A 17,935-nucleotide genomic window follows, 5' to 3' on the forward strand; every position below is an offset into this window, starting at 1 on the left:
GTATTACATTGAATAAACGTATTTCTGTTTTATCTGTGCCTATCGATTGTGTCACAATGGATGAGGCAGTCGAACGTATTTTACAATTAACTGAACAGCCGGGGCTACATTTAGTAGCAACGGCTAATGCAGAAATGGTTATGTTGGCTAATGAAAATCCTACATTGCACTCCATATTGAATAATGCTAGTCTCGTCGTTCCCGATGGGGCTGGCATTTTGTGGGCTGCAGAGCGTCAAGGAGAACATGTGCCTGAACGCGTAACAGGTGTAGACGTAACTATGGAATTGTTTAAAGTTGCGGCGACTCATCAAATTCCTGTATACTGCTTGGGGGCGGCACCTGGTGTTGCTCAACGAGCGATTGATAATGTATCTGCTCAGGTAGGTGCATTAAATATAGCAGGAATTCATGACGGATTCTTTGATAGTGCAGAGGAACAAGAAATCATTAAATCTATAGCTGAATCTAAGGCAAAATTGGTATTTGTTGCCTTAGGTGTGCCAAAGCAAGAACAATGGATTGCAGAAAAGTTGAGTCACCTCGATGGCGTAGTTGCCATCGGAATTGGTGGTTCCTTTGATGTCTTGGCAGGTAATATTCCTCGGGCCCCAGAATGGATGCAACAAAATCGACTTGAATGGTTGTATCGATTATATTTAGAACCTCAACGGATTGGCCGCATGTTGGCTATTCCAAAGTTTATGTGGACCGTTATTAGAAATAAATAGAGGAGTGTTGAATCGTGCCTACAGGACCAATAATTAAGGAAGGGTTTCCTCTGATAGGAGCTATGCTCATTATCACTGTGGTGTTAGGATATTTAGGACATTATGTAATTGCGATTATTTCATTTATTCTGGCATTATTTTTCGTCAATTTCTTTAGAAATCCTAAACGTGTAATCCCTCAAGATCCAGATTTGATTTTATCCCCAGCGGACGGTAAAATCATGGATATTTCTGATGTATACGAAGATATTTACTTACATAAAGAGTGTAAAAAAGTAACTATTTTCTTATCTGTTTTTGACGTGCATGCTAATCGTGCGCCTATTGATGGTAAAATTACGTACCGTCACTATACGATGGGTAGTTTCCTACCAGCATTCAAAGATGATGTAGGTTTTGAAAATGAACGTCATACTATTTGTATTGAAAATGATCGTACTTCCGTATTAGTAACGCAAATTGCGGGCCTTTTAGCAAGACGTATCGTATCTTGGACAGACCTAGATAGTGTACTTGAACGCGGTCAGTTGTACGGGATGATTAAGTTCGGTTCCTGTACTGAGCTCTATATGGATAAGAATGTAGAGTTGTTCGTGGAAAAAGGTCAACATATTACAGGTGGTGATACTGTTATCGGGAGGTTACGACATGAATAAATCTATTATTCCAAATTTATTTACTAGTGCAAACTTAGCATTTGGTGTTCTTGGTATTACGTTGTCTGCTACTAATAATACATTCTGCGCAGCCATATGTATATTATTGTCTTTAGTAGCAGATGGGTTAGATGGGCGCGTAGCAAGAGCTTTAAATGTTGCAGGACCAATGGGCCGGGAACTTGATTCTCTGTCTGATGTAGTGGGATTTGGTGTAGCGCCTGCCTATATGCTTTATATGAAAGAATTAAATGGTTTAGGATGGATTGCATATGTGCCATTATTAGCTTTTGCAGTGCTTGGTGCATTTCGTTTAGCGCGATTTAATATTAAAACTGACGAAGTTCATGGCTATTTTGAAGGTTTACCAATTCCAGCCGCTGGATGTTTAGCGGCGACTTACGTATTGTGTGGCGTATCGGTACCTCAATTTGTGTTGGTAGTTTGTATGATTGGTATAGGTCTCCTTATGGTTAGTGAAGTTAAATATCCCGATTTTAAAGGTAAAAGTGAGATTTATATCAATAAACTTTCTATTGTACTCACAGCCATATTTGTTATAGCTTGTCTCGTGTATGATTGGCATACATGGGCCGTTATGATTTTTGCTGGCTATGTAATGTTTGGGCTTATTAACGGGGCTTTAAATATAGTACGTAAATAGATGTGTGGAGGAGAATAGTATGAATTACCTACTGGATCTATTACTGATTCCTATGCAGGTAATAATCGTAATTTATACGGTTTATTATTTTATACTCGCTGTCGTAGGTATGTGGCGATCGCGAGTACATAAAAATTATACCCCTAAAAATTCCTTTGCCATCGTTGTATGCGCTCATAATGAGGAAGCTGTTGTTGGTGAGTTAGTTAAAAACTTACGTGGCCTAGATTATCCAGATGATCTGTACGATATTTTTGTAGTTGCCGATAACTGTACAGATAAGACTGCGGAAGTAGCAAGTGCTGCTGGCGCTAATGTACATGTACGTGAAAATAAACAAGAAATAGGCAAAGGTTATGCCATGGGGTGGATGTTTGATCGGGTAGAACAAATGGATCGGAAATATGATGCATTCCTGATTTTTGATGCCGATAATTTAGTACATCCTCAATTTATGTTAGAAATGAATGATCATCTTGAAAAAGGTGAGTCTGTAATTCAAGGTTACTTGAACTCTAAAAATCCAACTGACTCTTGGGTAGCCGGTACGTTCTCCATAGCCTTTTGGATGGTTAACCATATGTGGCATTTAGCAAAATATCGTCTTGGATTATCTACGGCCTTAGGTGGTACAGGCATGTGTATTCGTACATCTATTATTCGCGAATACGGTTGGGATTGCAATAGCTTAACCGAAGATATGGAATTTTCCATGAAACTATTGACTCATGGTATCCGTACTTGTTGGGGGCATGATGCTATCGTATACGATGAAAAGGTTACGACTATGATGGCTTCTTGCAGACAACGTTTACGATGGGCTCAGGGGCAATTTGACTGTGCGGGTCGATATATTCCTAAATTATTTGCTATTGGTATCAAAACAGGGAATATTATGATTTTGGATGGTATATTCCAAGTGAGTCAACCTTATTTCTTATTGTTGACAACCGTATACTTGGTGTTATCCTACATCAATGCGTATACTCCAATTTATACAAATATTTTGTATCAAATTATGCCTATGTCTGTATGGACAATTATAGGTGTTGGTCAATATCTATTCCCATTAATTGTATTGTTGAAAATCAAGGTACCACCAAAGATTTGGTTCTATTATTTACTATATCCATTATTTGTTTATTCTTGGATTCCAGTAAATATTTTAGGGTGGTTCCGCCGTCATAATAAGGTATGGTCTCATACAGTCCATACGAGAGCTGTGGGCTTAGATGATGTTAAATTAACACGTATGGGCAATATGAATAAGAATGAAAAATAGAATCTGTAGGAGTGACTATGCATATTTTAATGTGTAATGACGATGGCATTTTAGCAGATGGTTTACGTCATCTTGCATCGTATTTAAGTCAATATTATAGAATTACCGTTGTAGCACCTGCTAATGAGCAAAGTGCTAAATCCCATGCATTGACGACCGAGGTTCCATTGAAATTAGATGCTTGCAATGGCGAGGATGAAAATCCTCGCCTTTATGCTCTAACGGGAACGCCGTCCGATTGCATGAAGTTCGGTCTCAGTTATTTATTGGCTGATGATATGCCAGATCTTGTAATTTCTGGAATTAATCATGGATTTAATTTAGGCTCTGATGTATTGTATTCCGGCACTGTTTCGGCAGCTATGGAAAGTGGTTTTTACGGTATTCCCGGTTTAGCATTATCTGTTGAGAGATATTCTGTTGAACGGGGAGACGAGATGCATCCATTTATACATGAATTGATTGAGAAAATTTATGTGGCGGGTCAGTTTAGCGGTTTACTAAATGTGAACTTCCCATTACGTGGCACATGTGATTGGGATCATTTTAAAATGGTGAGCCAAGGCTTACAAACCTACAGTAATATTATCGAAGCTCGCATTAATTCGAGAGGACAGGATTATTATTGGTTAGCTGGCGAGCTAGACTATGGTGCTGAAAGTGTTCCTACAGATGTAGAATTTGCCCGTAAAGGCTATATTACAGGTGTCGCACTTACATGGAAACAACAATGTGATACGGATATGAAAAGGGTTCAAAATATTTTAGATGAAATATAAAAAATATGTTGACATTGCTTAGGGATGTCTGTATAATAACAAATGTTCCGATACGCCGGAGTGGCGGAATGGCAGACGCACTTGACTCAAAATCAAGCGGGTAACACCGTGTGGGTTCAAGTCCCACCTCCGGCACCAACATTAGGCGGTAAGACTTTTGTCTTACCGCCTATTTTTATATTTATAAATTTATATACTATAATATACATTATTAATTTCATGAGGTGACAGTATGGATCAAGGTGTAATTGATTATATTACAAATATCTTTGATATTCCTAAACTTACTCAACAGGTTAGCGCTGTACAGATGCCATTGCCATTATCTCGCTTGGCAGAAATACCATTAGATGGATCTGTAAATCAGTGCCAAGGATTTTGTTATAATTCCAAAAAAGACGTTTTTGCTTTAGCTTGTATTAATTCAGATAATACGAAGCAAATTATTTATGAAATTAATCCAAAAACTTTTACTGTTGTTGCAAAATATGAGTATAGTTATAAAAGTTTATTAGGTCATATGAATACCTTAACTTATAATTCTGTCAATAATCGTTACTATACAACAAATGCTGTTGTAAATGGATATAACCTTACTCCTATTGAAGCGGATAGCATGATTGTTGAAGCACCGATTAAACTAAAAGAGAAAGTTTTTAATTTTGCATATGATAAAGTACGCAATGAATATGTATCAATTGTGCCTTTAACAAACTCTGAACGGACAATTAATTATTACGACTCCAATTTTAATCGTATTCGTTCTTATAAAATTGATGCTAACCATACAAACTTAAATAATAACGGTGCTTACGCAACTAATGGAAATACTTTATTTACAACGTTGACAACCTTTGTATACGTCGATGAAGAGGGGGTTGTTAAAAATATTAGCCCTTATGCTTCTGGAATGGAAGTAGAAGACATGGATTGTCGAAATGGTCAAATGTATATGGCGGTTAATCGCAAAGGTAAAGTTGAAATTTATAGTTTGCCTAGCCTACCATTTTCGGTAAATGTCTAGATATTATTTATGTTTTAATCCCCTTTATGAGTGTATAATAATAGTATTAGGGTATTTTAGGAGCTATTATGAAATTAGGGAATGATATTATAGAGATTGACCGTATACGTCAAGCTATAGAGAAATCAAGTTCATTTAAAGCGCGCGTTTATACGATTCATGAGATTGAATATTGTAAAAGTCGGAATAAAGGATGTTACGAATCCTTTGCAGGTATATATGCTGCAAAAGAGGCTTTTATTAAAGCTTTAGGCACAGGGATGAGGCATGGATCATGGCAAGATATAGAGATTTATCATGATAAATGGGGCGCACCCTTAATTCGTTTACAAGATACTTTCAAAGATATTTACGAAACATCAGGTTATACTGATATTCATGTATCGATTAGTCATTGCAAGGATTATGCAATGAGTACAGTTATACTTGAAGGAGCATAAGATGAATATTTTAACTACAGAAGATGCTCGATTTATAGATCGAGAGGTTCCTAAGCAATTAGGAATCTCTTTAGAAATCCTCATGGAAAATGCTGGGCGTGGTATCGTAGATGCCTTATGGGGAGAGTACGATTTATTTTCCCTGAATAATGGCCGTTCCATAAATAGTTTTGTTTTATTCATATGTGGTACGGGTAATAATGGGGCAGATGGCCTTGTAGCGGCTCGCCATTTGATGGAGCAAGGCGTACCAGCACAAATTGTACTAGTAGGAGATATAAACAAGTGTAGTGATCTTTTTGCAGTGCAAATTGAGCGCTGCAAAGCTATGGGCTGTAGCATCGATATGTATGATGAATTCAATGATTGGTCCAACGTAGCCATCGCTGTGGAAGGCATCATGGGAACGGGCTTTACTGGAAGGTTAAGAGAGGTGACCATCGATATATTAAATGATATTGATACTATGCGTAGTCAGTATAATTTTGATTTGTGGGCTATTGATGTACCTGCAGGTTTGGATGCTACTACTGGTCATGTAACTGAAGGCACACTGACCTATGATTATACTGTTACTTTTGGAGCTATCAAACAAGGTTTGTTATTATATCCCGGAAAGGCTATAGGAGGAACCGCTGTGGTTGCTCCATTGGGTGCTCCTTGGCAGCAGGTACTGGGTGAACGTGTTAGAACTATAACCATTGATTCTGATTTAGCAGAAAAAATTATCAACTATCGTACTCCAATGGCGCATAAAGGTGTCAATGGAAACACTTTAATTATTGGTGGTTCAAATGATATGATAGGAGCCCCTATTTTGGCTGCTGAAGCGGCAGTTCATAGTGGTGCTGGTAAAGTAACATTAGCTGTACCCCAAATAATTAAACAGATTGTACAAAGCCGTGTCATACCTGAGGTGATGGTTACTTCCACAGAGACTAATAAAGAACTTTTTGATTGTCGCCAAGTTGTTGCTATGGGACCTGGTTTAGGTCGCACCCGTGAAATCTGTAATTTAGTGGAGCATATCTTAGATGCTTACGAAGGAGCATTAGTACTAGATGCTGATGCTTTGTATGCATTGGGACATGTTGGTTGTGTTAATAAAGATGCTTTGCGAGATGGTGATATTGAGTTTGCATATACAGTGGAAAAAGAACTTCCATATTGTGTCATGACACCGCATTTAGGTGAATTTAGTAGACTTATTGATTTACCTATTAAATGGATTGAGCGTCATTATATCATGTTGGCTAGAGAATTTGCTAAGGCTCATCAAGTTACTCTTGTACTAAAAGGAATTCCTTCAATTGTGGCATTACCTGATGGAACAGTGTATGTAAATACTATTGGTAATGCGGGCATGGGTACTGGCGGTATGGGAGATGTACTGACTGGTGTAATTGCTGGTTTTATAAGTCAGGGTTATTCACTACAAGATAGTGCTGTTCTCGGTGTATATGTACATAGTCGTAGTGCAGATATTCTGAATGAAACAAAGAGTTGGGGTTATACTCCGAGTGATGTCAGTGCTTCTTTAGGCTTCGTGGTTAGTGAATTATTGGGAGATTATGAATGACAAATAGAATACAACGCTTTATAGCTTTCTTGTTGGTATTATGTATTCCTATCTTTGCCATTGCAGGATGCACAAATAATGATGTAGCAAACGCAGCAAATCAAGCAACTACTAACGCTAATGGGGCTTACTCGATCGATACTAAAACGACTACCCCTGAAGGTAATCTAGATGTATATATGCTAGATATTGGTCAGGGGGATGCTATATTACTTAAGGTAGGCGATGAGTATAGCATGATCGATACTGGTGACATAGAACATCGTGAAAATATTGTAGCTCAACTTAAAACTATGGGGGTAACAAAGCTGAAAAATATTATTATCACGCATCCTCATGCTGATCATATGGGTGGTTTCTATGCTATTGCAAAGGCTATGCCTATTGAAAATGTATATGATGATGGTATTGCCGTTGATAATAATATGTACAAAACTTATGAAAAGTGGATTGAGAAAAATAAAATTCAACGAACTACTTTGAGAAGTGGAGATGTAGTTGATTTTGGACATGGTGCTGTCTTTGTAGTATATGCTCCTTGGATTGAACCTTTAACTGATAAAAAAGGGGAGACAGATCTTAATAATAATTCTATTGTAGGTAAATTAATCTTCGGTAAATTCTCTATGCTCTTCACGGGTGATGCTGAATGGCAAGAAGAGAAAAAACTTATAAAAGAGCAGAATTCCAGATTGTTTGCTCGTATTCTTAAGGTAGGTCATCACGGTTCTCGTACAAGTAGCTCTGAAGATTTTTTGAAATCTATTAAGCCTGAAAGTGCATTAATTTCAAATGGCATGTATAATAAGTATGGTCATCCTCACGATGTGACATTACGTCGCTTGCAGGAAAATAATATTGCTATTTACCGTACAGATACGATGGGACGTATTCATATTAGTACGGATGGGAATGAATGGCAAATTACAACTGAACGTTAGTTTTGATTACTTATACAAAAAATTATTTTTATGAAACTGTTTTTTGTGTATTCTGTATAAGGTCTTTATATAGTAATATGTGTAATCGGCATACTAATCTTCATGTTTGTATGAAATAATCTATTTATAATCTAACATTAGTTTATGGATAGATTGGAACGATGAGATTTTGATAGATAAAAATATCATCGACTCATCTCTATGGTTTGGACACTATGTATGTCAGTTAGATTGGAGTGAATGTATTGCGTAAACTATTTTTAATGTGCCTTGCAGTCTTGATGGCGATACCTTTATTATTGACTCAAGCAAAGGCAGCTAATTTGGAAGATGCTCGATGGGTGACTAGAACAGATGCACCTGTACCATATGTTCGTATTGTTATGGACTTATCGGCACCTATAAAGGCATCTGCATCAATTAGCAAAGATGGGAAAACTACGACTGTTACTTTAAAGAATACAAAGCTAAAGACGGCTAAAGAGAACATTTCTATGGACTCAGCTATTGCTAGCTCTGCTAAACTTTCACAAGATGGCAGAGACGTTAAAGTAACAATCAAGACACCTTCATCTATTGATACTAGTGATGTAAAGGTTTTTTCCTTGAAAAAAGATACGGTTAATAAGAAACCGTATCGTATCGTTGTTGATGTTCAGAAAAAAGGTGCTGTAGCTAAGCCTGCTTACTATGGTAAAAAGCCATCTCAATCTGCACATCCAGCAAAAAATGTACCTACAGGATCTGGTAAATACTCTACTAGTGGCGGTTTATCTGGCAAAACAATTACTATTGACCCAGGACATGGTGGTAGTGATTCTGGTGCTATTGGACCTCACGGTGTACAAGAGAAAAACATTACACTACCAATTTCTATGTATTTGAAAAAATCTTTAGAAAATCGTGGTGCTAAAGTACTTTTGACTCGTACTACCGATGTAGATGTATATGGTCCTAATGCAAGTGGTGTTGATGAATTGGGGGCTCGTGTTAACGTGGCTAACCGTAGTAATTCTGATGTTCTTGTGAGCGTTCATATCAACGCATTTAATAATCCTAGCGTTGGTGGTATTGCAACATATTACTATAGCAAAACTGGTAACGATGCTCGATTAGCACAAAAGGTACAATCTCAAATTGCTGACACACCTGGTTTCAATGGTGATCGTGGCATTCAAGAAGGTAACTTATACGTGTTGAGACATTCTAATATGCCTGCAATTCTTGTAGAGCTTGGTTTTATTTCTAACCCTAATGAGGAACGTGTGCTACAATCTCCTCAAACTCAAGAAGACTTTGCTAACCGCATTGCAAATGGTATTGCTAATTACTTTGGAGGTTAATCGATGAAATTACGTAAACAAGTTCTATCGATTCTCTGTGTAGGTATGCTGGCATTTGTAGTGGGTTGTACACATGAACAAGCTCCTACAACAGGTAAAAGTGAACCTACGCAAGAGACGAAAGTCAATAAGGATGCAGAAACAAGTAAAGTATCTCAAGAAAAGGTTAAGATGGCCTTCTTTGTTCCTACAGAGGATGGTTCTGGGGTAAAACAAACTACCGTTGAGATGGAGGCGAATAAAGTTACGCCTAAAGCAGCTCTTTTAGCAATGTTAAATGCCGATAGAGCACAAAAATATCCAGTCTTCTCTAAGGATATTGAAATTACATCTGTTACTGTAAAAGATGGTATTGCTTCTGTTGAAGTAAATGATGCATTCGTAAAGGGTAATGGCGGAGACTTAACTGTTAAATTACAAATGGCTGCTATTGTAAATACATTGACATCCTTTGATAATATTAATGGTGTTCTATTTGTCAATAATGGTAAAAAAGTGCCAACTGTAGGTTCCTTTGATACTAAAGAACCTGTTAAGAGAATGACGAATCTAATTAAAAAATAATTCTTTTAAAGACATTTATAGCAGATAGTTGTTATATCAACTATCTGCTATTTTTGTTGTCTTTTATATATGTTACAATACAATAAGTAATAAACGGAAACTAGGTGATCAGATGCAATTAAAAGATGTAGGGGAATTTAATTTCATTCGCCAAATTCAAGATAACACAATATATAATCCTAATACTGTAGTGTATGGTATTGGTGATGATTGTGCTATTTATAAAGCAGAACAAAATACAGAGCAATTGATAAGCACTGACACAATGGTGGAAGGTGTTCATTTTAGCTTTCACTATATGATGCCCTATGATGTAGGGTATCGCCTTATGACGGCTAATTTAAGTGATGTTGCGGCTATGGGTGGCATTCCTAGACAAATTGTATTATCTGTAGCCGCACCAGACCATGTTGATACAGTCATTCTTGATGAAATTTATAGGGGAATTAAAGATCAATGTATGCGATATCAACTCAATATATTGGGTGGAGATACGGTACGTACAGAAGGGCCCATGGTTTGGACTGTAACAATTATCGGAGAGGTTCCTAAAGGCACTGCGGTTATGCGAAGTGGTGCGAAAGTAGGAGATGTTGTAGGTGTTACAAACTATGTAGGTTATGCAGCTACAGGCTTAGGAGCGTTATCATATAATTTAGTAGGCTATGATATGACCAAAGTGGGGCATCAACGTCCCGAACCACAGATTGAATTGGGGCAAAAATTGCGACAGCTTGGTATCCATAGTATGAATGACATTAGCGATGGACTAGGTAGTGAATTGAATGAAATTGCTACAGCTAGTAATGTTTCCATTGTATTTGAAGAACAAGCAATCCCTCTACACGAGGAGACTTACGAATTAGCTAAGCATTTACAAACTAATCCAGTAGATTATGCTTTGTATGGTGGAGAAGACTTTCAGTTAGTCTTTACGGCGCCAAAATCACTACTTTCGGAATTGGAAAAGCTAGCAGGCATTACGTTGATAGGAGAAGTTTTATCTGGCCCCCCACGGGTTCAAATGGTAACATCTGATAAAACGATTAAGACTGTAGAAGCGAAAGGATATAATCATTTTCATGAAGGATAAGGTACAGGTTCATTTAAAGACTCATACAGTAAAAGACACACAACAATTTGGTCAATTATTAGGCGAATGGGTTAAACATAATGGGGACCCTCTTTGTATAGCACTAGTTGGTGACTTGGGGACAGGAAAAACACATTTGTCGCAAGGAATTGCAAAGGGCTTTGGGGTTACTGAAGAAATTACAAGTCCTACCTTTGCCATCATGAATACCTATGATGTGAATCGAACTCATTTATATCATTTTGACGTATATCGCTTGGAAGATATTAGTGAACTGGAAAATATTGGCTTTTATGAGTATACAGAAGATTGCGTATCCATTGTAGAATGGGCTGATAAATTTCCTCATGAATTGCCTGATGAAACACTATGGATTTATTTAACGCGCATTGATGATACAAGCCGATCCATTACATTAGTTAGTGATTACCTTACAGCGGATGATTTAGTAGAAATAGGAGGCCCATATGTGGTTGGGAATTGAGACGAGCTCACTTGTGTCGAGTGTGGCTTTAATGGATGAAAGTTGCCTAATTGGGGAATTGACCATTCAAGCTGGATTGACTCATTCTGAGCAGTTGGTACCTCATATTGATATGTTATTACGGACCTGTCAAGTTGAAAAAAGTGAATTAAAAGGGATTATGGTTAGCATTGGACCCGGTTCTTTTACAGGGTTACGGATTGGTATGGGGACCGCTAAAGCTATGGCTTATGCCTTACAAATTCCTTTATATGGTGTAATGACCATGGACAGTTTAGCTCGTAATGTGGCTTATACGGACCGCACGATTTGTACTGTTATCGATGCTCAGAAAAAACATGTTTATGCAGGTATCTACAAATATGATGATAATGAATTGGTTTGTAAAGAGGAACCTTTTGTCATTGCTGCTAATGATTTATTAGATCGACTCCGAGCATCTGAAGAACATGTAGTGTTCCTTGGGGATGGCGTTAAGCGAATAGAAAAGCTATTAGATGAAAGTGATACAAATTTAACAATTTTAGATATCTCGCAACGTATTCCAAAAGCTAGTTCTCTATTACTGGCTGGCCGTAGATTGGTAGACTCTGAAGAGAGTTCTGATCCTATGGATATGGTTCCTTATTATATTCGACGCTCAGAAGCAGAAGTGTTATGGGAAGAACGCCATAAGGATAATCCTGAAATGTTGAACCAAAATCCTGCAGTTATAGTTACTGAGGCAGCGGGAGTCGAATAATGGAGATTCGTTTGGCTACAATAGATGATGCTCAAGCTATCTATGCTATTGAACAACAGTCTTTTTCTGTTCCTTGGAGTTTAGAATCTGTTCTCGTTGAGTTAGAAGGGGCATCAAATAAATTATATATGGTAATTTGTGAGGAGAACAAAATTGTTGGATATGCAGGTGCTTGGCTTGTATACGATGAAGGTCAAATCACGAATATCGCTATTATTCCTTCCGCACGAGGTAAGGGATATGGATCAAAACTTACCAAGCAATTAATAGATGAATGTCTTACGAGAGGTATGAAAGAAATTTTCTTAGAGGTGCGCATATCTAATTTAGCAGCATTGGCTATGTATAGAAATTTAGGATTTTCTGTAAAAGGAATTCGTAAAGATTATTATTCAGAGCCTACGGAAGATGCTTATATTATGTCTCTCGTTTCAGAGGAAATAGAATGAGTATATACACATTAGCCTTGGAAAGTAGCTGTGATGAAACCTCTGCTTCTGTCCTTAAGGACGGGCGCACCGTTTTGTCTAATGTTATTTCAAGCCAAGTACCAATACATAGAAAATTTGGTGGCGTTGTACCTGAAATTGCATCACGTCATCATATAGAACAAGTTATACCTGTTATAGACCAAGCATTACGTGATGCGAATGTGACTCTACAAGATATCAATCATATTGGTGTTACGTATGGGCCAGGTCTTGTAGGGGCTTTATTAGTTGGTATAGCTGCTGCAAAAGGGTTATCCTTTGCTACAGGGATTCCCTTGGTGCCAGTGCACCATATGGAAGGTCATATTTTTGCTAACTTTTTAGCTAATCCAGAACTGGAGCCTCCGTTTTTAAGTCTTGTTGTATCTGGTGGTCATACCATGTTAGTACATGTAAAAGGATATGAAGATTTTGATGTTCTTGGTCAAACACGAGATGACGCAGCTGGTGAGGCTTTTGATAAGATTGCACGGGTTATGGGATTTCCTTATCCAGGGGGTCCTCATATCGATGCCCTTGCCGCTGAAGGGAATCCAGAGGCTATTGAATTTCCAAAGGCTTTAAGTGAGCCAGGTAATTTTGAATTTAGCTTTAGTGGTTTGAAATCCGCAGTTTTAAACTATTTAAATAGTAAGCAACAAAAGAATGAGCCTATTAATCAAGCTGATGTGGCCGCATCGTTTCAAAAGGCCATCGTAGATGTGTTAGTAGAAAAGACGAAAGATGCCGCACATACTTTAGGTGAAAGTCGTATTACTATTGCTGGCGGTGTATCAGCTAATAAAGGATTACAAAAGGCTTTAGAAGCTATGTGTATAGAAGAAGGTTTTACTTATTACAAACCACATAAAATTTTGTCTACTGACAATGCGGCCATGATTGGATGCCGAGCTTATTATATGGCGCAGGCCGGAAAATTTTGCGATTTAACATTGAATGCAAAGCCCAGTGTTGAAATTGGATACGTATCTTGGAAAGAGGATTAATCGTGGATATTGGTCAAGATATATTAAATAGAACACCATTAGGACCATTACAAACCTCATTACTTGAGCATATTAGTAAACTCATATCCTTTGGCGAGTCTTTAACTCGTCAAAGGATACAGATTTTTACCCCCCTACTAGAGACAGGACAAGGTGAGAGATCACAACAATGTGCAGATATGCTATGTATAGAACGCAGTAATCAAGGGATTACTACACGTCAATTAAAAGGCAATCATACGTGGCATGCTATGATGAAAGATGGTCAACCACTTATCGGGTTAGATGACAAACCGCGTCAATATGTCTTTCCTATCGTAGACAACGGAGGTCGTATTATTGGGGGTATATCTTTTACATTATCACCATCTATTAAGGCAGAACAATATGAGCAAGAATACCTTTTGTCTGATACGATGCAACGTCTTATGCTGACGGCTACTGATGAACAAATATTGTCTTACGAACCCATGTCCTATTTTGATGGTTTAATTATTTTCGACGACACTTATAAAATACTGTATGCTAACGATGCAGCTATGAAGTTAGTAGATGTATTAGGCTTTGATCGTCGCTTGGTAGGTTCATCAATTTTTAGCAGTACCTTAAAGATGTCCGCTATACAGCAAGTATTATCAGATAGAAGTATACGTACAAATGAAGAAATCTATCAAGATATGGTAATTCGTCAGCACATGATTCCTATTGCTATGGGGCGCAATGAAACGAGGTGCTTTTTAGTTCTTCATGATTGTACTCGTGAAAGTAAACAGCAACAAGAATTATTGGTTAAAAATTCCATTATCAAAGAGGTTCATCATCGTGTAAAAAATAACTTACAAACTGTAGCAGGGTTATTGCGTATGGAGGCGAGACGCTCTAGCTTGCCAGATGTAAAGCAAGCACTCCAAGAGGGGATTAATCGCATCGAGAGCATGGCTCTAGTTCACGATATAGTGTCTCATTACGATGAGGATTATATTGGTATCCGATCAATTTACGATGAATTATGTCGTTTGTTGCGTATGAGTATGGTGCGACAAGATCAAGAGGTTACTTTTACTTACAGTGGCGAAGATATGCTAATTTCTTCTCATATGGCGAGTTATGTATCTCTTATTATTAATGAATTGATTACGAATAGCTTAGAACATGGGTTAGACGGGAATCGTGGAAATGTTCATCTAGCAGTTACTGATGCAGGTAGTACAATTAAACTGGCTTTTACAGATAACGGAAAAGGATTGCCTAGTGATTTCTCTGTTTCTTCTAATAAACGGTTAGGTTTAACAATTATTAATAATTTAGTTACTCATGAATTAAAAGGAAGTTTATCCATAGAAAATACTGGAACAGGTGTATTGGTGACGATATATATGAAAAAGGAGGCATAAATGCGCGTTTTAATCGTGGATGATGAATCCCTAATACGTATGGATTTACGAGATATTATTGAGTCTTGTGGTCATGAAGTCGTTGCAGAAGGTACAAATGGTGTTGAAGCTTTAGCACTTTGTAAAAAACATAAGCCAGATATTATATTGATGGATGTTAAGATGCCAGAATTAGATGGTATTGAGGCGGCACGTCAAATTGGCTTTCACCATGAAGCACCTGTAGTATTATTAACAAGTTATAGCCAGCAAGATTTAATCGATAAGGCTCGAGATTCTGGTGTATATGGCTATTTAATTAAACCAGTACGGGAGGAACAGTTAGTTCCTACCTTAGAGATGGCTTTAGGTCGCTATAAAAGTGATGCTCAGTTGCGCGAAAAGATGGCTGAGCTAGAACAGTCATTAGAAGATCGTAAAATCATTCAAAAGGGAACTGGTATATTAATGGAACTATATTCTATATCTGAAGTGGAAGCGTATAATCGGATCCGCACTTTAAGTATGAATAAACAAATATCTATTATAGAAACATGTAATCTCATCATTAAACAGTCTAATAAGTCAAATAATATCTAAAAAGTCAAAAAATCAAAATTAGTACTTGCAATTATTTTAACTTCGGTTATAATAATACTTGTGATTAGCACTCAATGAGTTAGAGTGCTAATAAATTATGGAGATTAACTAGTAAAAAGGAGTGACATTATATGTTAAAACCATTAGCTGACCGCGTTCTTATCCGTCTAGAAGCAAAAGAAGAAAAAACTAAAAGTGGTATCTTCCTTCCTGATACAGCTAAAGAAAAGCCTCAAGAAGGTGTAGTTGTAGCTGTAGGTGCTGGTAAAATATATGACAATGGTCAACGTGTAGCTCCAGAAGTTAAAGTTGGCGACACTGTTATGTTTGCAAAATATGCTGGTAGCGAATTAGAAATCGATGGCGCTACTCATTTGATTATTAGCGAACGCGATATTTTAGCAGTATTATAATCGCTGATTTATAGTCTATATGACTATAAAAACTGATGATACATTCTATATTGCCTAAGGGCACATATATTTCGTTACATTGGATAGTGTTACTATTTAGGAGGTAATACATATGGCAAAAGAAATCTTGTTTAATGAAGAAGCTCGTCACGCTTTAGGCCGTGGCGTCGATCAATTAGCAAATGCTGTAAAAGTTACATTAGGTCCAAAAGGTCGTAATGTTGTGTTGGATAAAAAATTTGGTTCCCCAACAATTACAAATGATGGTGTAACCATTGCTCGCGATATTGAACTTCCAGATCCATTTGAAAACATGGGTGCTCAATTAGTAAAAGAAGTTGCTACTAAAACTAACGACGTAGCAGGTGATGGTACTACTACCGCAACAGTATTGGCGCAAGCTATGATTCAAGAAGGTATGCGCAATGTAGCAGCCGGTGCAAACCCAATGATTTTGAAAAAAGGCATTGAAACAGCAGTAAAAACTTTGGTTGAAGAAATTAAAAAACGCTCCATCAAAGTTTCTGGTAAAGCTGAAATTGCTCAAGTTGCAAGCGTATCCGCTGCTGACGAAGAAATCGGTGGTTTAATTGCTGAAGCTATGGAAAAGGTTGGTAATGACGGTGTTATTACTGTTGAAGAATCCAAAGGTTTGCAAACTGCATTAAATGTAGTAGAAGGTATGCAATTTGATCGTGGTTACATTTCCCCTTATATGGTAACTGACCCTGATCGTATGGAAGCTGTTATGGATAACCCATATATCTTGATCACTGATCGTAAAATCAGTGCCATCGCAGATATGTTGCCAACACTTGAAAAAGTAGTAAAAGTAGGCAAAGAACTTCTTATTATCGCTGAAGATGTAGAAGGGGAAGCATTGGCTACATTAGTAGTAAACCGTTTGCGTGGTACATTCAAAGCTGTAGCTGTTAAAGCTCCTGGCTTTGGTGATCGTCGTAAAGCTATGCTTGAAGATATCGCTATCTTAACAGGCGGTACTGTTATTACTGAAGATATGGGTCGCAAGCTTGATTCTGTAGAGCTTGAAGATCTTGGTACAGCTCGTCAAGTTCGCATCACTAAAGATGAAACTACAATCATCGATGGCGCAGGTGATAAAGATGTAATTGCTAAACGCGTTAACCAAATCCGTGCACAAGTTGAAGAAACATCTTCTGATTTCGACCGTGAAAAATTACAAGAACGTCTAGCTAAATTGTCCGGTGGTGTTGCAGTTATCGAAGTAGGTGCTGCTACAGAAGTTGAAATGAAAGATAAGAAACTTCGCATTGAAGATGCATTGAATGCAACTCGTGCAGCTGTTGAAGAAGGTATTGTAGCTGGTGGTGGTACTACATTCATCGATATCATCCCTGCATTGAATACATTGGAAGCTACTGGTGACGTTCAAACTGGTATTAACCTTGTAAAACGCGCTGTAGAAGAACCACTTCGTCAAATCGCATACAACGCAGGTCTCGAAGGTTCTGTAGTAGTAGAAAAAGTTAAAAATACTGAAGCTGGTGTAGGTTTTAATGCCTTGACTGAAGAATACATCGATATGGTTAAAGCTGGTATTGTTGATCCTGCAAAAGTTACTCGTTCTGCCCTTCAAAATGCCGCATCTATCGCATCTCTTGTATTAACTACTGAAACAATCGTAGCTGATAAGGTAGATGAAAATGCAGCAGTTCCTGCAATGCCTCCAATGGGTGGTATGGGCGGTATGATGTAATCAGCTGGTTAG

General features: G+C 37.7%; 20 protein-coding genes and 1 tRNA gene. All 21 read left to right on the forward strand.

Features of this window, described 5'->3' with window-relative positions; translation table 11 throughout:
- Positions 1 to 8 precede the first annotated feature (8 nt).
- On the forward strand, positions 9 to 731 hold the full coding sequence (locus tag DWV85_RS01685) for a WecB/TagA/CpsF family glycosyltransferase (protein WP_123137893.1): 723 nt from the start codon (positions 9 to 11) through the stop codon (positions 729 to 731).
- 14 nt (positions 732 to 745) lie between these two features.
- The gene (locus tag DWV85_RS01690; protein ID WP_123137894.1) at positions 746 to 1,387 is read left to right on the forward strand and encodes a phosphatidylserine decarboxylase family protein; all 642 of its coding nucleotides are present in this window, start codon (positions 746 to 748) and stop codon (positions 1,385 to 1,387) included.
- Complete coding sequence (gene pssA / locus DWV85_RS01695; RefSeq protein ID WP_039964980.1) at positions 1,380 to 2,051, forward strand: CDP-diacylglycerol--serine O-phosphatidyltransferase; 672 nt, start codon at positions 1,380 to 1,382, stop codon at positions 2,049 to 2,051. Before DWV85_RS01690 ends, pssA begins: the two co-directional genes overlap by 8 nt.
- Positions 2,052 to 2,070: 19 nt before the next feature.
- Entirely contained in the window at positions 2,071 to 3,333 is a 1,263-nt protein-coding gene (locus tag DWV85_RS01700) for a glycosyltransferase family 2 protein (RefSeq protein WP_004697272.1), read from the forward strand.
- Positions 3,334 to 3,350: 17 nt separating this feature from the next.
- A complete protein-coding gene (gene surE / locus DWV85_RS01705) occupies positions 3,351 to 4,112 on the forward strand; it encodes a 5'/3'-nucleotidase SurE (protein WP_123137895.1) in 762 nt (253 codons plus the stop codon).
- A gap of 54 nt (positions 4,113 to 4,166) precedes the next feature.
- Positions 4,167 to 4,250 (forward strand) — tRNA-Leu (locus DWV85_RS01710).
- A gap of 94 nt (positions 4,251 to 4,344) precedes the next feature.
- Entirely contained in the window at positions 4,345 to 5,136 is a 792-nt protein-coding gene (locus DWV85_RS01715; protein ID WP_123137896.1) for a hypothetical protein, read from the forward strand.
- Positions 5,137 to 5,204: 68 nt separating this feature from the next.
- Positions 5,205 to 5,576 (forward strand): holo-ACP synthase, encoded by a 372-nt coding sequence (gene acpS, locus DWV85_RS01720; RefSeq protein ID WP_008601123.1) that lies wholly within the window; start codon positions 5,205 to 5,207, stop codon positions 5,574 to 5,576.
- A gap of 1 nt (position 5,577) precedes the next feature.
- Positions 5,578 to 7,155, forward strand: a complete 1,578-nt coding sequence (locus DWV85_RS01725) for an NAD(P)H-hydrate dehydratase (protein WP_123137897.1) — start codon at positions 5,578 to 5,580, stop codon at positions 7,153 to 7,155.
- Positions 7,152 to 8,096, forward strand: a complete 945-nt coding sequence (locus DWV85_RS01730) for a ComEC/Rec2 family competence protein (protein WP_123137898.1) — start codon at positions 7,152 to 7,154, stop codon at positions 8,094 to 8,096. The genes DWV85_RS01725 and DWV85_RS01730 overlap by 4 nt, the downstream gene beginning before the upstream one ends.
- Before the next feature lie 245 nt (positions 8,097 to 8,341).
- On the forward strand, positions 8,342 to 9,439 hold the full coding sequence (locus DWV85_RS01735; RefSeq protein ID WP_077708483.1) for an N-acetylmuramoyl-L-alanine amidase: 1,098 nt from the start codon (positions 8,342 to 8,344) through the stop codon (positions 9,437 to 9,439).
- Positions 9,440 to 9,442: 3 nt separating this feature from the next.
- Complete coding sequence (locus DWV85_RS01740) at positions 9,443 to 10,003, forward strand: GerMN domain-containing protein (RefSeq protein ID WP_077708482.1); 561 nt, start codon at positions 9,443 to 9,445, stop codon at positions 10,001 to 10,003.
- Positions 10,004 to 10,115: 112 nt separating this feature from the next.
- On the forward strand, positions 10,116 to 11,096 hold the full coding sequence (gene thiL, locus DWV85_RS01745; RefSeq protein WP_077708481.1) for a thiamine-phosphate kinase: 981 nt from the start codon (positions 10,116 to 10,118) through the stop codon (positions 11,094 to 11,096).
- Positions 11,086 to 11,580, forward strand: a complete 495-nt coding sequence (gene tsaE / locus DWV85_RS01750; protein ID WP_123137899.1) for a tRNA (adenosine(37)-N6)-threonylcarbamoyltransferase complex ATPase subunit type 1 TsaE — start codon at positions 11,086 to 11,088, stop codon at positions 11,578 to 11,580. Before thiL ends, tsaE begins: the two co-directional genes overlap by 11 nt.
- On the forward strand, positions 11,564 to 12,322 hold the full coding sequence (gene tsaB, locus DWV85_RS01755) for a tRNA (adenosine(37)-N6)-threonylcarbamoyltransferase complex dimerization subunit type 1 TsaB (protein WP_077708479.1): 759 nt from the start codon (positions 11,564 to 11,566) through the stop codon (positions 12,320 to 12,322). Before tsaE ends, tsaB begins: the two co-directional genes overlap by 17 nt.
- Positions 12,322 to 12,771, forward strand: a complete 450-nt coding sequence (gene rimI, locus DWV85_RS01760; RefSeq protein WP_004696055.1) for a ribosomal protein S18-alanine N-acetyltransferase — start codon at positions 12,322 to 12,324, stop codon at positions 12,769 to 12,771. Before tsaB ends, rimI begins: the two co-directional genes overlap by 1 nt.
- Complete coding sequence (gene tsaD, locus DWV85_RS01765) at positions 12,768 to 13,799, forward strand: tRNA (adenosine(37)-N6)-threonylcarbamoyltransferase complex transferase subunit TsaD (RefSeq protein ID WP_123137900.1); 1,032 nt, start codon at positions 12,768 to 12,770, stop codon at positions 13,797 to 13,799. The genes rimI and tsaD overlap by 4 nt, the downstream gene beginning before the upstream one ends.
- 2 nt (positions 13,800 to 13,801) lie before the next feature.
- Positions 13,802 to 15,193, forward strand: coding sequence for a sensor histidine kinase (locus tag DWV85_RS01770; RefSeq protein ID WP_123137901.1), 1,392 nt, complete (start codon positions 13,802 to 13,804; stop codon positions 15,191 to 15,193).
- On the forward strand, positions 15,194 to 15,772 hold the full coding sequence (locus DWV85_RS01775) for a response regulator (RefSeq protein ID WP_004696048.1): 579 nt from the start codon (positions 15,194 to 15,196) through the stop codon (positions 15,770 to 15,772).
- A 131-nt stretch (positions 15,773 to 15,903) separates the two neighbouring features.
- Complete coding sequence (groES, locus tag DWV85_RS01780; RefSeq protein WP_123137902.1) at positions 15,904 to 16,185, forward strand: co-chaperone GroES; 282 nt, start codon at positions 15,904 to 15,906, stop codon at positions 16,183 to 16,185.
- Between the two features lie 112 nt (positions 16,186 to 16,297).
- The gene (gene groL, locus DWV85_RS01785; RefSeq protein WP_123137903.1) at positions 16,298 to 17,923 is read left to right on the forward strand and encodes a chaperonin GroEL; all 1,626 of its coding nucleotides are present in this window, start codon (positions 16,298 to 16,300) and stop codon (positions 17,921 to 17,923) included.
- Positions 17,924 to 17,935 lie beyond the last annotated feature (12 nt).

The sequence above is a fragment of the Veillonella sp. AF13-2 genome, from assembly GCF_003603295.1.
GTDB lineage: Bacteria > Bacillota > Negativicutes > Veillonellales > Veillonellaceae > Veillonella > Veillonella parvula_E.

Bases quoted from the DNA above. Each gene is read 5' to 3' on its own strand.
- pssA (WP_039964980.1), top strand. From the start codon at position 1,380: ATGAATAAATCTATTATTCCAAATTTATTTACTAGTGCAAACTTAGCA.
- DWV85_RS01700 (WP_004697272.1), top strand. From the start codon at position 2,071: ATGAATTACCTACTGGATCTATTACTGATTCCTATGCAGGTAATAATC.
- surE (WP_123137895.1), top strand. From the start codon at position 3,351: ATGCATATTTTAATGTGTAATGACGATGGCATTTTAGCAGATGGTTTA.
- DWV85_RS01715 (WP_123137896.1), top strand. From the start codon at position 4,345: ATGGATCAAGGTGTAATTGATTATATTACAAATATCTTTGATATTCCT.
- acpS (WP_008601123.1), top strand. From the start codon at position 5,205: ATGAAATTAGGGAATGATATTATAGAGATTGACCGTATACGTCAAGCT.
- DWV85_RS01725 (WP_123137897.1), top strand. From the start codon at position 5,578: ATGAATATTTTAACTACAGAAGATGCTCGATTTATAGATCGAGAGGTT.
- DWV85_RS01730 (WP_123137898.1), top strand. From the start codon at position 7,152: ATGACAAATAGAATACAACGCTTTATAGCTTTCTTGTTGGTATTATGT.
- DWV85_RS01740 (WP_077708482.1), top strand. From the start codon at position 9,443: ATGAAATTACGTAAACAAGTTCTATCGATTCTCTGTGTAGGTATGCTG.
- thiL (WP_077708481.1), top strand. From the start codon at position 10,116: ATGCAATTAAAAGATGTAGGGGAATTTAATTTCATTCGCCAAATTCAA.
- tsaE (WP_123137899.1), top strand. From the start codon at position 11,086: ATGAAGGATAAGGTACAGGTTCATTTAAAGACTCATACAGTAAAAGAC.
- tsaB (WP_077708479.1), top strand. From the start codon at position 11,564: ATGTGGTTGGGAATTGAGACGAGCTCACTTGTGTCGAGTGTGGCTTTA.
- rimI (WP_004696055.1), top strand. From the start codon at position 12,322: ATGGAGATTCGTTTGGCTACAATAGATGATGCTCAAGCTATCTATGCT.
- tsaD (WP_123137900.1), top strand. From the start codon at position 12,768: ATGAGTATATACACATTAGCCTTGGAAAGTAGCTGTGATGAAACCTCT.
- DWV85_RS01775 (WP_004696048.1), top strand. From the start codon at position 15,194: ATGCGCGTTTTAATCGTGGATGATGAATCCCTAATACGTATGGATTTA.
- groES (WP_123137902.1), top strand. From the start codon at position 15,904: ATGTTAAAACCATTAGCTGACCGCGTTCTTATCCGTCTAGAAGCAAAA.
- groL (WP_123137903.1), top strand. From the start codon at position 16,298: ATGGCAAAAGAAATCTTGTTTAATGAAGAAGCTCGTCACGCTTTAGGC.